Origin of the sequence: Paracoccus halophilus, assembly GCF_000763905.1 — a bacterium.
Classification (GTDB): Bacteria; Pseudomonadota; Alphaproteobacteria; order Rhodobacterales; family Rhodobacteraceae; genus Paracoccus; species Paracoccus halophilus.
Genome location: NZ_JRKN01000012.1, coordinates 29,155 through 41,720, shown reverse-complemented (window position 1 = coordinate 41,720; position 12,566 = coordinate 29,155). Strand labels below are relative to the sequence as shown.

Here is a 12,566-nt window from a genome sequence, read left to right as displayed (position 1 = left end):
GCATGCGGATGCCGGGGCCGCGCTGTCCGCGCGCCGGTCACCGGTCGATGCCATCCGCCAACCGCGCGGAAAGCGAAGGAGAATTTGGCGCATGGGCGCAGATATCATCGACGGCAAGGGGTTCGCGGCGCGTGTCAGGGCCGAGGTGGCAGGGCATGTCGCGCGGCTGAAATCGGATCACGACATCACCCCCGGCCTTGCCGTCGTCCTGGTCGGCGCCGATCCCGCATCCGAGGTCTATGTGCGCAACAAGGGCATCCAGACCCGCGAGGCGGGGATGAATTCCCATGAGCATCGCCTGCCCTCCGACACGCCCGAGGCCGATCTGCTGGCGCTGATCGCGCAACTGAACGCCGATCCCGGCGTGCATGGCATCCTGGTGCAGCTGCCTTTGCCCGCGCATATGGATGCCGAGGCGGTGATCAATGCCATCGACCCGGCCAAGGATGTGGACGGGTTCCATATCCTGAACGTGGGTCTGCTGGGGACCGGGCAGAAGGCGATGGTGCCCTGTACGCCCCTGGGTTGCCTGATGATGCTGCGCGACCGGCTGGGCGATCTGTCGGGGCTGAATGCGGTTGTCGTGGGGCGCAGCAATATCGTCGGCAAGCCGATGGCGCAGCTGCTCTTGCGCGAAAGCTGCACGGTGACGGTGGCGCATTCGCGCACCCGCGATCTGGCCGCGGTCTGTCGCGGCGCCGATATTCTGGTCGCTGCCGTGGGGCGTCCGCGCATGATCCCCGGCGATTGGGTGAAACCCGGCGCGACGGTGATCGACGTGGGCATCAGCCGTATCGCGGACGGGGACCGGACCCGGCTGGTCGGCGATGTGGATTTCGACAGTGCCCTGCCGGTGGCCGGCGCGATCACGCCGGTGCCGGGCGGTGTCGGGCCGATGACCATCGCCTGTCTGCTGGCCAATACGCTGACCGCCTGTTGCCGGGCGAACGGCCTGGAGGCTCCGGAAGGGCTGACCGTCTGAGGCCGGACCGGGGGCGCTTCGCCCCCCGGACCCCCCGAGGATATTTGACGTGAAAGAGAATGGGTGGGCGCATCGCCCGGCATGACAGTGGAGATCCTGATGAAGAAATATACGCTGACGGTGGCCTGTGCCTCGACCCGCGGGATCGTGGCGGCGGTCGCGGGTTTTCTGGCGGGCAAAGGTTGCAATATCACCGACAGTTCGCAATTCGACGATGCCGAGACCGGCCGTTTCTTCATGCGGGTCAGCTTTGTTTCGGAAAAGGGTGTCGGGCTGGACGAGCTGCGCGAGGGCATGGCCGAACATGCCGCGCCCTTTGGCATGGATTACGCCTTTCACGACGAGGCCGCGAAGATGAAGGTCGTCATCATGGTCAGCCGCTTCGGGCATTGCCTGAACGATCTGCTGTATCGCTGGCGGATCGGGGCGCTGCCGATCGATATCGTGGCGGTGATCAGCAATCACATGGATTACCAGAAGGTCGTGGTGAACCATGACATCCCGTTCCATTGCATCAGGGTCACGAAAGAGAACAAGCCGCAGGCCGAGGCGCAGCTGACCGCGCTGGTCGAGGAATCGGGGGCCGAACTGGTGGTGCTGGCGCGTTACATGCAGGTCCTCTCGGACGAGCTGTGCCGCAAGATGTCGGGGCGGATCATCAATATCCACCATTCCTTTCTGCCCAGTTTCAAGGGCGCCAACCCCTATAAGCAGGCCTATGAGCGCGGGGTGAAGCTGATCGGCGCGACCAGCCATTACGTCACCGCCGATCTGGACGAGGGGCCGATCATCGAGCAGGACATCATCCGCGTCACCCATGCGCAAAGTCCCGAGGATTATGTCAGCCTGGGTCGCGACGTGGAAAGCCAGGTGCTCGCCCGCGCCATCCATGCCCATATCCATCGCCGTGTCTTTCTGAACGGAAACAAGACGGTGGTGTTTCCCGCCTCGCCCGGCTCCTATGCCAGCGAGCGGATGGGCTGAGCCGCCGGAGCTTGCATCCGGGGCCGCGCAATGCTTCCGTTGCGCGGCAAGCGGGAGGGCGGGATGTCAGGCCATCTCGAGGCGCGGTCGCTGAATCGCCTGGCGCTGTCGGCCACCATCCATTGCCTGACCGGTTGGGGCATTGGCGAGGTGCTGGGCACGCTTGCCGGTGCCGCGCTGGGATGGTCTGGCCCTGGCGCTGTTTCTGGCGGTGCTGACGGCATTTCCGGTGAATCGCTGGCTGATCGCGCGCGGAAGGGGGCATGCCGTCGTGGCGGATCGCTGAACGGGGCGCCCGCGCCGCCGGTCTCGGCAGCGCGGGGTGGTGGCGGGCTCTAGTCCAGCGGTTTCAGCCCGGCCTCGATCTGCGCGCGGCGCGGCGCGAGGAAGGGCGGCAGCGACAGCGATTCGCCCATCGTCTCGAAGGGTTCGTCGACCGCGAAGCCCGGCCCGTCGGTCGCGATCTCGAACAGGTTGCCGGCCGGCTCGCGGAAATAGAGCGAGCGGAAGTAATAGCGCTCGACCTCGCCCGAGGACGGGATGCGGAACTGGTTCAGCCGCTCGGCCCATGCCTGGATCGCGGCCTGGTCCGGCGTGCGGAAGGCGACGTGATGGACGGCGCCCGCGCCCTGGCGCGCGACCGGCAGATCGGGCTGGACCGCGACATGCAGTTCGGCCGCCGGTCCGCCATCGCCCATTTGGTAGACATGGGTCTGGCCCGCGCCATCGGGGCTGGGGTAGTCGCGGATGCGGGTCATGTTCATCACCCGGGTCAGCACCGTATCGGTCGGAGCAAGCTCGGGCACCGAGATCGTGATCGGCCCCAGACCGCGGATCTGGTGCTGCGCGGGCACCGGGCTGCGATCCCAGGGATGGGCAGGGCCGGGCTGGTCGGCGGTCAGGCGGAAGCGCTGGCCCTCTGGGTCCTCGAAATCGAGGCTGGCGCGGATGCCGGTGGTGGCGATATCGCCCATGGGCAGGCCGGCATCGCGCAGCCGCGCGGCCCAGTAATCCAGGCTGGCCTCGACCACGCGCAGGCCGGTGCGGCTGATCGAACGGGTGCCACGGCGCTCGCGCGCCACGGGCCAGTCAAAGAATGTCAGATCGCTGCCCGGGCTGCCCGCGCCATCGGCGAAGAACAGGTGATAGGCAGAGGTATCGTCCTGGTTGACGGTTTTCTTGACCCGCCGCATACCCAGCGTTCCGGTGTAGAAACGGTTGTTGGCGACGGCATCGGCCGTGATGGCCGTCAGGTGGTGAATGCCGGTGAGGTTCATCTGGGCCTCCTTTCGTTGGGCTCAATATCGGCCGCCGGGGCATGTCCCGCCAGCTTCCGGCGGGCGAAGCCGGCGTTCGGCGATTGCGAACGCAAGCGCGGCTGCTATGTTTTTTCCATGCGCTATTCGCTGGACGATATCGAAACCTTCCTGACGGTCATGGAGCTGGGCACCGTGACCGCCGCCGCCGCCCGGCTGAACCTGTCGAAATCGGTGATCAGCAAGCGTGTCTCGGATTTCGAGGCGACCCTTGGCGCCGCCCTGTTTCGCCGCAATGCCGGACGAATCACGCCGACCGAGGCTGCCCTGCGCCTGGCCGAGCGGCTGCGCCCGGCGCTTGGCGAGCTTGTCGCGGCGACGGAAAGCGCGGCCTGGGGCATGGATGGCACGACCTCGCTGCGCGGCAGCCTGGCGATCGCCGCGCCGATGAGCTTCGGCACGCTCTACATGTCGCCCGTGCTGGCGCGATTCGCCGCCGCGCATCCCGAGCTGGAGCTGCGCATCGACTATGACGACCGCGTCCGCGATCTGTCGCGCGAAGGCTTCGATCTGGGCATTCGCGTCGGGGATGCGCGCGACGGCGCGCTGATGGCGCGCAAGCTGTGCGAGGACCGGCAGATCGTCGTCGCCAGCCCCGATTATCTTGCGCATCACGGCACGCCACTGACGCCGCAGGATCTGCGCGGGCATCAGGTCATCAGCTACAGCCACATGCCGGACGCTGCCTTGTGGCAGTTCCGGCAGGGCGGGCGGGTCGTCTCGCCCCAGATCGCGGGGCGGCTGACGCTGAACAATGGCGAGGCGATGCGCGATGTCGCGATTGCCGGGCTGGGGCTGGCCGTGCTGCCCGAATTCATTGCCGCGCCGGCCCTGCGCGATGGCCGGCTGGTGCCGCTTCTGGCGGATGCCGGCACGCGCGCGCTGCCGGTCATGGCCGTCTGGCCGCCGGTGTCGCCGATGCCGGCCAAGCTGCGGCTGCTGATCGACCATCTGGCGGCGGCCTTCGCCGGCGGCGCGCCATGGAAATAGCCGCTCTCGGGCAATGAAAAAGGGGCGGCCTTGCGCGCCGCCCCTGTCGGTTCGGTTTGCCGGGACGGATCAGAAATCCATCTTGACGCCCAGGCTGACGGTGCGGCCCGGCGCGTAAAGCGGATCGATCTGGCGCGTGCCGCGGGTCTGCTGGACAAAGCTCGATCGCTCATAATAGTCGCGGTCGAACAGGTTGTCGACGTTCAGGTTCACCACGATATTGTCGTAGTTCTGCGGCCGCCATTCGCCGTAAAGGTTCAGCACGGTGTACGAGCTGTGCTCGGAGAAACCGGCCGCCCGCATCAGGCCGTTGTCCAGGCTGTCCGCCCATTCCACATTGCCGCCGATCTTCAGGTTGTATTGCGGGATTTCCTGATCGATGAACAGCGTCGCCATCTTGCCGATCGGCGAGGCGACGCCGCCATTGGGCAGCCTGTCCTCGCCATCCTCGGTCACGTCGGCCTTGGTGAAGCTGGCGCCGGCGCGGCCGCTGCCCCAGCTGTAATTGCCCTGCAGCGTGAAGCCCTTGGAGCGGATCTCGTCGCCATTGGTCAGGAAGGGCGCGGTCGCCGGGTCGGTATCGTATTGGCCGTCCACGTCATATTCGCCCAGATCCTTGATGCGGGTGTCGAAATAGGTCACGTTCCCGGTCCAGTTGCCCTGGCTGGCATTCAGGCCGATCTTGTAGTTCCGGGCGCTGGCCGGCTCGAATCCGTCCTCGACATAAAGATCGCGGGTGCGGGCATGAAGCAGCGCGTATTCGCCGAAATTATAGCCCATCCAGCTATGCGATGCGCCGGCAAAGACTTCGTAGCCCTGGGCGAATTCATAGGACAGGGTGCCGTTCACGCTGGCGCCGGTATCCGAACGGCGGCGGCCGTTCCAGTCGGTGAAGCGGTGATGATCCACGCGCAGGCCGGTGGACAGGTCGATGCCGTTGTCGAATTCGAAACGACCCTGGACAAAGGCGCCGATCTGCATGGTCTCCATCGACCAGTACTGACGGTCGGTATCGCCGTAATTGTCGATATCGTAATCGTCATGGGACCAGTCCACACCGGCGGTGACATTGCCCCGGCCCAGCGTGAAGGTGTTTTGCAGCACGCCGCCGATGGTCCGGGATTCCAGGTCCATGTCGCCATTCGTGCTGTCCATGGCATAGTCGGGCCGCCAGTAATCGTTGCGGCTGATATAGAGCCGGGCCTCGGGGTCCCAGCGATCGGTCGGCGCGGTGGTGCTGTATTTCAGGCTCAGCGTGTTGCGGCTGATCTTCATCGGATAGGTGCCGCGATCGATGCCCGAGCCGTAAAGGTCCATGTTCATCTTGATGGTGCGGTCGGCATCGTCGCGGCTGTAATCATAGCCCAGTTCGACCCGGTGGCCGTCGAATTCGTAGCCCAGCTTGAACAGCCCGCCAAGCGCCTTGGGCGAGGTGCCGTCCATGTTCAGCCCGTCGCCGGATTCGTAATCGTCGCCATCGGTCGCGTGGATCATCGCGAACCAGTCAAGGCCGCCATGAACGCCATAGCCGGCCAGGCTGCCCGACAGGCCGCGCCCGTTGCTGCCATAGGACAGGGCCACGCGCCCGCCCTGGCTGCGGCCGTCGCGCAGCAGATCCCTTGCGCCCAGGGTTTCATAGCGCACGGCGCCGGCGGCTGCGGCAAAGCCCGCATCGGCGGTGGCGGCGCCGGCCTCGACCTCGACCGATTTCAGGAAGGCCGGGTCCAGCACGTTAGAGCCGGTATGATGCCAGCTTGTCACGCCCTGCGGCACGCCATCCACGGTCACGGCAAGGTTCGACTGTTCGATGCCAAAGACATAGATGCGCTTGGCCGGACCCGCGCCGCCGGAAACCGCGACTGCCGATTCGCGCGAGAAAAGCTCGGACACGTCGGCCGGCTGCATCGCCTCGATATCTTCCTGGCTGACGACGGCGCCGCCGGTGGCCTCGACGCTTTCCTGACCGGCCGCGATCAGGGTGATCGGCGCCAGAAGGATGGTGGTATCGGCATCGTTCTGCGTCCGGGCGGTGTCCTGGGCGTAAAGCGCCGAGGCAAGCGCCAGCGACGACACCCCTGCAAGCGGGAGGATACGGGACAGTTTCACGGGTAACACCTTGATCTTGTGGTTCTTCCCGCGCTGAATTTCTGTCTCTCACGGAAATGTCAATCAAATCGATCGGGATTATTCGCGCGGCCGAAGTGAAACTGTCGGAATTGTGACAAAGATGTGTCACCGGCCGGCCGGGCGGCTTCGGGCTGGCGCTGATGCGCCGAATGGGGTTAGAGCGGGTCGGAAAAAACATTCCCGGCGGCGTGACATGAGCATCAACCTTTATCAGAACGACCTGCCCGACGATCTGGACCTTGGCCCGGTCGTGGCCATCGATACCGAGACGATGGGCCTTGACCCGCGCCGCGACCGGCTTTGCCTGGTGCAGATGTCCTCGGGCGATGGCGCGGCGCATCTGGTGCAGATCGCCCGGGGCCAGCGCAAGGCGCCCAACCTGACCCGCATGCTGGCCGATCCCAAGGTACTGAAACTGTTCCATTTCGGCCGTTTCGACATTGCCGCGCTCGAGGCGGCCTTTGGCGTCGTGACCAAGCCGGTCTGGTGCACCAAGATCGCCTCGAAGATGGTGCGGACCTTCACCGACCGGCACGGGCTGAAATACCTGCTCTCGGAAATGGTCGGCGTCGATATCTCCAAGCAGCAGCAGACCAGCGACTGGGGCGCGGCGGATCTGTCCGACGCGCAGCTGGAATATGCGGCATCCGACGTGCTGTACCTGCACCAGTTGAAGGCCGAGCTGGAAAAGCGACTGGAACGCGAGGGGCGCACCGGGCTGGCGCAGGCCTGTTTCGATTTCCTTCCCGCACGGGCGCATCTGGACCTGCTGGGCTGGGGGGATGAAAACGACATCTTTCACCACTAGGTAACCCTGCATGAGCGTATATCTGGACACCGCGCGGCGCGTCGTCGCCACCGAGATCGAGGGGCTTTCGCAGCTTGCCGCCAGCCTTGGCGACAGTTTCGACCGCGCCATCGAGACGATCCTCTCGGCGCAGGGTCGCATCATCGTCTCGGGCATGGGCAAATCCGGCCATGTCGGGCGCAAGATCGCGGCCACGCTGGCCTCGACCGGGACGCCGGCGCAATTCGTCCACCCGGCCGAGGCGAGCCATGGCGATCTGGGCATGGTCACCCGCGCGGATGTGGTGATGATGCTGTCCTATTCCGGCGAGACGCCCGAGCTGGCCGATATGATCGCCCATACACGCCGCTTCCGCATCCCGCTGATCGGGGTCGCCAGCCGCGCCGATTCGACGCTGCTGCGCCAGGCCGATGTGGCGCTGGTGCTGCCCGCCGCGCCCGAGGCCTGCGGCGAGGGGATCGTGCCCACCACCTCGACCACCATGACGATCGCGCTTGGCGATGCGCTGGCCATCGCGCTGATGGAGCATCGCCAGTTCACGCCCGAACATTTCCGCACCTTCCATCCCGGCGGCAAGCTGGGCGCGAAACTGTCGCGGGTGGGCGATCTGATGCATCGCGACATCCCGCTGGTGGCCGAGGATGCGCCGATGACCGATGCGCTGCTGGTGATCAGCCAGAAAAGCTTTGGCGTGACCGGGGTCACCGATGCCGATGGCCGGCTGAGCGGCATCATCACCGATGGCGACCTGCGGCGGCACATGCAGGGGCTTCTGGACCGCCGCGCGGCCGAGGTGATGACCCGCAACCCGCGCACCGTCCACCCCGATGCGCTGGCCGAGGCGGCCGTCGCGGAAATGCAGACGCGCCGGATCACCAGCCTGTTCGTCGTCGCCGATGACGGCAAGCCGCAGGGCCTGGTCCATATCCACGACTTTCTGCGCAGCGGGCTGGTTTAGCGATGCATCGTTCGCGCATCGTCGCATGGCTGCGCGTCATCCTGCCGCTGGCGGCGCTGGCGCTGCTGTCGGTGCTGTTCCTGCTGGGCGGCAAGCCCGACCCGGACGCGGTGATGATCCCCTATGCCGATGTCGATCCGCGCGACCTGGCCGAGCGTCAGGCGGTGACCTCGCCGCGTTATGCCGGCGTGACCGATGACGGGGCGCAGGTCAGCATCACCGGGGTCGAGGCCATGCCGGGCCGCTCTGCGGGCGCCGGCACTGCCGACAGCGTCCGCATGGTAATGCGCGCGCGCGACGGGAGCGCCGCCGATATCAGCGCCGGCCATGCCGAGCTGGAGGGCGACCTGCTGCGCCTCAGCGACGGGGCGCGGATGACCACCGCCGACGGCTGGGTGGTGACGGCGCCCGAGTTCCGCGCCCTGCGCAACCTGGGGACCGTCAATGCCGATGACGAGGTGAACGCCCGTGCGCCCTTTGGCGATCTGACCGCCGGGGCGATGGAAATGCGTCCCTCGGGCGACGGTTCGGGTCATCATGTCCTTGATTTGAGCGACGGAGTCCGGTTGATATACCGCCCATGACCCGCTGACGGCCCGCGCCGCGACGGGATGTCCTGTGCCAGAAGGAAAAACACGATGATCCGGCCCGGCCCGCTTTTACCCGTGTTGCTGTTCCTGGGGCTCTCGGTCTCGGCCGCGCTTGGGCAGGGGGCGGGTTTCGGCAGCGCGCAGGATACCGGCCTGCCGGTCGAGGTCACCGCCGACAACCTGTCCGTGGACCAGAACACCGGCATGGCGACCTTTACCGGCAAGGTGCTGATCGTTCAGGGCGAAATGCGGCTGGCGGCCGACAGCGTGACCGTGACATATGCCGAGGGCAGCCGGCGCCGGATCAGCGCCCTGAATGCCCAGGGCGCGGTCACGCTGGTCAGCGGCGACGACGCGGCCGAGGCGAATGCCGCCGTCTATGACGTCGAATCGGGCAATATCGTGCTGACCGGCGACGTGCTGCTGACCCAGGGCGAAAGCGTGCTGGCGGGCGACAAGGTCACCGTCGATCTGGCCACCGGCACCGCCAATGCATCGGGCCGGGTGCGCAGCCTGTTGCAATCGGAGGGCGAGCGGTGACCTCGCAGCCGGGGCAGGGTCTGCAGGCCACCGGCCTGCGCAAATCCTATCGCAACCGTCCGGTGATCCGCGACGTCTCGCTGCGGCTTGAACGGGGCGAGGTGGTGGCGCTTCTGGGGCCCAACGGCTCGGGCAAGACGACCTGCTTTTACTGCGTGGCGGGTCTGGTCACGCCCGATTCGGGTCAGGTCACCATCAATGGCGAGGACGCCACCGCGCTGCCCATGTATCGCCGCGCCCGCATGGGCATCGGCTATCTGCCGCAGGAAATGTCGATCTTTCGGTCGCTGACGGTCGAGCAGAACATCATGGCGGTGCTGGAACTGGGCGATGACGATCCGCTGCAGCGGCGCGAACGGCTCGAGGAGCTGCTGGGCGATTTCTCGATCGGGCATCTGCGCAATGCCTCGGCCATGGCGCTCTCGGGCGGCGAGCGGCGGCGCGCCGAAATCGCCCGCTGCCTGGCCTCGAACCCCTCCTACCTGCTGCTGGACGAGCCCTTTGCCGGGGTCGATCCCATCGCCGTGGGCGAGATTCGCGGTCTGGTCCATGACCTGAAAAGCCGCGGCATCGGGGTGCTGATCACCGATCACAACGTCCGCGAGACGCTGGAGATCGTGGACCGGGCCTATATCCTGCATGACGGCCATGTGCTGAAATCCGGCAGCATCGAGGAAATCGTCAGCGATCCGCAGGTCCGCCGGGTCTATCTGGGCGAGACGTTCCGCATGGGCTAGGGCCGATCGTCCCGCGCCCCCTTGCGCGCCCCGTTGACTGCGCGCCCGGCTGTCACCAAACTAACATCTATGGCGGGGCAAGCGTGCCCTGTCCGAGCGAAGCCCGCGGCGCCCTGGGCGCAGATGCCTGATCGCCGCAGGGCATAGGAAAGGACGGACCAACATGCGCTTTCAGATCAGCGGCAAACAGATCGACATCGGCGAGGCTCTCTCGACGCATGTGAAAACCGAGCTGGGGGAGACGGTCGAGAAATATTCGCAACGCCCGACCGATGCCACCGTCATCTTTTCCCGCAATGCGCATGAATTCCTTTGCGACGCGGTGGTGCATCTGTCCACCGGGTTGAACGTCCAGGCCAAGGGGGCCTCGACCGAGATCTATGCCGCCTTCGAGCAGTGCCGCGAACGGATGGACAAGCAATTGCGCCGCTACAAGCGCCGGTTGAAGGACCATTACAAGGACCGCTCCGAACCTGTTGCTTTCGAGCAGGCAGGCATGTATGTGCTGGCCGCTGACGAGGATGAATGGGAAACGCAGGAAGACGGCCTGCAGCCCGTGATCATCGCCGAGATGGAAACCCGCGTGCCCACCCTGTCGGTCGGCGAGGCGGTCATGCAGATGGAACTGGCCGGCAGCCCGCTGCTGGTCTTCCGCAACGAGAAGCATGGGGGCGTGAACGTGGTCCACCGCCGCGAGGATGGCAACGTGGGCTGGATCGACCCCCGCAACCTGGCCTAGGCTGCAGGCGCAGACTGGTCGATATAACAGTCCCGGCCGCGCTGCCTGCGACCGGGACAGGGATGATTTCAGGCGATATGCAGATCAGCGATATTCTCTCTCCGGCCGCAGTGCGGACGATGAGCCAGATCACCAGCAAGAAGCGGCTGTTTCAGGAGATCGCCGAGCAGGCGCGCGCCGTCTATGGCGTCGATTCCATCCAGACCCTGGATGCGCTCCAGGAACGCGAATCGCTGGGGCCGACCGGCGTCGGCCATGGCGTGGCGCTGCCCCATGCCCGGCTGCACGGGCTGGACCGCGTCGTGGGCCTGTTCCTGCGGCTGGAAAAACCGCTGGATTTCGATGCCGTCGACCGCCAGCCGGTGGATCTGATCTTTGCCCTTCTGGCGCCCAAGAATGCCGGTGTGGATCACCTCAAGGCCCTGGCGCTGGTCTCGCGCACGCTGCGCGATCAGGACTTGCGCAACAAGCTGCGCGCCAACGAAGAGGCGGTCACCCTGCATACGATCCTGGCCGCGGCGCCGGGCATCAAGGCCGCCTGAATATTTGGATTCAGCCCGATTCGGTCCTATATTGAGGCTTCACCGGACCTGAGGGGGGAGGCCAGAGGATGGCAAAGCATATCAGCGATCGTCCGCGCAGCCAGGCGCATCTGCGACTGCGCGAGTTCACCCGGCACGAGCGCGAATCCGCTGTGCATCCGGCCGTGCTGGCGCTGCGCAATCGTCCAAAGCTCCGCAGTCAGGACAGCCGGAAAGCCGCCGAATTCCTGCGTATCGACCGCGGCCGTACCGCCTGACGCGGGCTTTGCATGACCGGGGGGACCACCGTGAAAGTGGCCCCCCCGAACCCGCCGGCCGTACTGCAGCCCGTATCCGGGCTTTCACAGGGTCACGCGCGAACCAGCTTTTCGTAGCTTTCGGCGATATCGCGGGTCAGGCTGCCCACCTGGAAATGGTAATCTCCGATCTGGCCGACCGGCGTCACCTCGGCGGCGGTGCCGGTGAGCCAGCATTCGCTGAAATTCTCCATCTCCTCGGGCCGGATGCGGCGCTCGTGCACGGTCAGCCCCTTGTCCTTCAGCATCTGGATCACCGTCTGGCGGGTGATGCCGTTCAGGAAGCGGTCGGCCTGCGGCGTGTGCACCTCGCCGTCGCGGACGAAAAAGATGTTGGCGCCGGTCGCCTCGGCGACATAGCCCTCCCAGTCCATGAACAGCGCGTCCGAGCAGCCCTTGGCCTCGGCCGCGTGCTTGGACATGGTGCAGATCATGTAAAGCCCTGCGGCCTTGGCGGCGGTGGGGATGGTTTCCGGGCTGGGGCGCTTCCATTTGGCGATGTCCAGTTTCGCGCCCTGCCATTTGGCGTCGCCGTAATAGCTGCCCCATTGCCAGGCGGCGATGGCCATGCGGACAGGGTTGCGCCGGGCCGAGACCCCCATATCCTCACCCGAGCCGCGCCACATGACGGCCCGGACATAGGCATCGGTAAAGCCGTTGGCGCTCAGCACTTCTTCCTTGGCGCGGTCGATCTCATCGGCGGCATAGGGCGATTCCATGTCCAGAAGCCGCGCCGATTCGATCAGCCGCAGCGAATGTTCGTGGCTCTTGAAGATCTTGCCGCTATAGCAGCGCTCGCCCTCGAAGACCGAGCTGGCGTAATGCAGCGCGTGGGTCAGGATATGCACATTCGCGTCCCGCCAATCGACCAGCTTGCCATCCATCCAGATCTTGCCGTCACGATCATCATATGCGCCTGCCATTTTTCCCTCCGGCCGGTTCGATTTCTGATTGTTG

The 12,566-nt window shown here is 65.8% G+C and carries 14 protein-coding genes; 11 read left to right on the top strand and 3 right to left on the bottom strand.

Translation table 11 applies throughout. The features are described from left to right. Positions 1–91 precede the first annotated feature (91 nt). Both folD and purU read left to right on the top strand, forming a co-directional pair. On the top strand, positions 92–982 hold the full coding sequence (gene folD / locus IT41_RS10325) for a bifunctional methylenetetrahydrofolate dehydrogenase/methenyltetrahydrofolate cyclohydrolase FolD (protein WP_036740908.1): 891 nt from the start codon (positions 92–94) through the stop codon (positions 980–982). Between the two features lie 99 nt (positions 983–1,081). Further along, positions 1,082–1,966 carry a formyltetrahydrofolate deformylase gene (gene purU, locus IT41_RS10320; RefSeq protein ID WP_036740989.1) on the top strand — a complete coding sequence of 295 codons (885 nt, stop codon included), beginning with the start codon at positions 1,082–1,084 and terminating at the stop codon, positions 1,964–1,966. A 335-nt stretch (positions 1,967–2,301) separates the two neighbouring features. Here purU and IT41_RS10315 read toward each other — a convergent pair whose 3' ends face one another. After that, the gene (locus IT41_RS10315) at positions 2,302–3,243 is read right to left on the bottom strand and encodes a ring-cleaving dioxygenase (protein WP_036740907.1); all 942 of its coding nucleotides are present in this window, start codon (positions 3,241–3,243) and stop codon (positions 2,302–2,304) included. Between the two features lie 117 nt (positions 3,244–3,360). Here IT41_RS10315 and IT41_RS10310 point away from each other — a divergent pair, with 117 nt between their 5' ends. Beyond that, entirely contained in the window at positions 3,361–4,272 is a 912-nt protein-coding gene (locus tag IT41_RS10310; protein ID WP_036740987.1) for a LysR family transcriptional regulator, read from the top strand. A 69-nt stretch (positions 4,273–4,341) separates the two neighbouring features. Here IT41_RS10310 and IT41_RS10305 read toward each other — a convergent pair whose 3' ends face one another. Further along, a complete protein-coding gene (locus IT41_RS10305; protein WP_036740905.1) occupies positions 4,342–6,378 on the bottom strand; it encodes a TonB-dependent receptor domain-containing protein in 2,037 nt (678 codons plus the stop codon). Positions 6,379–6,592: 214 nt separating this feature from the next. Here IT41_RS10305 and IT41_RS10300 point away from each other — a divergent pair, with 214 nt between their 5' ends. From IT41_RS10300 to IT41_RS10265, 8 genes are all read left to right on the top strand, one after another. Next, the gene (locus tag IT41_RS10300) at positions 6,593–7,207 is read left to right on the top strand and encodes a ribonuclease D (protein ID WP_036740904.1); all 615 of its coding nucleotides are present in this window, start codon (positions 6,593–6,595) and stop codon (positions 7,205–7,207) included. Between the two features lie 10 nt (positions 7,208–7,217). Further along, positions 7,218–8,165, top strand: a complete 948-nt coding sequence (locus IT41_RS10295; protein ID WP_036740903.1) for a KpsF/GutQ family sugar-phosphate isomerase — start codon at positions 7,218–7,220, stop codon at positions 8,163–8,165. 2 nt (positions 8,166–8,167) lie between these two features. After that, positions 8,168–8,749, top strand: coding sequence for a hypothetical protein (locus tag IT41_RS10290; protein WP_036740902.1), 582 nt, complete (start codon positions 8,168–8,170; stop codon positions 8,747–8,749). Between the two features lie 54 nt (positions 8,750–8,803). Continuing rightward, entirely contained in the window at positions 8,804–9,295 is a 492-nt protein-coding gene (gene lptA, locus IT41_RS10285) for a lipopolysaccharide transport periplasmic protein LptA (protein ID WP_036740900.1), read from the top strand. Beyond that, complete coding sequence (gene lptB, locus IT41_RS10280) at positions 9,292–10,032, top strand: LPS export ABC transporter ATP-binding protein (protein WP_231564731.1); 741 nt, start codon at positions 9,292–9,294, stop codon at positions 10,030–10,032. Before lptA ends, lptB begins: the two co-directional genes overlap by 4 nt. 163 nt (positions 10,033–10,195) lie before the next feature. After that, a complete protein-coding gene (gene hpf, locus IT41_RS10275; RefSeq protein ID WP_036740897.1) occupies positions 10,196–10,771 on the top strand; it encodes a ribosome hibernation-promoting factor, HPF/YfiA family in 576 nt (191 codons plus the stop codon). Between the two features lie 77 nt (positions 10,772–10,848). Beyond that, a complete protein-coding gene (locus IT41_RS10270; protein WP_036740895.1) occupies positions 10,849–11,313 on the top strand; it encodes a PTS sugar transporter subunit IIA in 465 nt (154 codons plus the stop codon). Between the two features lie 68 nt (positions 11,314–11,381). Then, the gene (locus IT41_RS10265) at positions 11,382–11,570 is read left to right on the top strand and encodes a hypothetical protein (RefSeq protein ID WP_036740894.1); all 189 of its coding nucleotides are present in this window, start codon (positions 11,382–11,384) and stop codon (positions 11,568–11,570) included. Positions 11,571–11,662: 92 nt separating this feature from the next. Here IT41_RS10265 and IT41_RS10260 read toward each other — a convergent pair whose 3' ends face one another. Beyond that, complete coding sequence (locus IT41_RS10260; RefSeq protein WP_036740985.1) at positions 11,663–12,532, bottom strand: branched-chain amino acid aminotransferase; 870 nt, start codon at positions 12,530–12,532, stop codon at positions 11,663–11,665. Positions 12,533–12,566 lie beyond the last annotated feature (34 nt).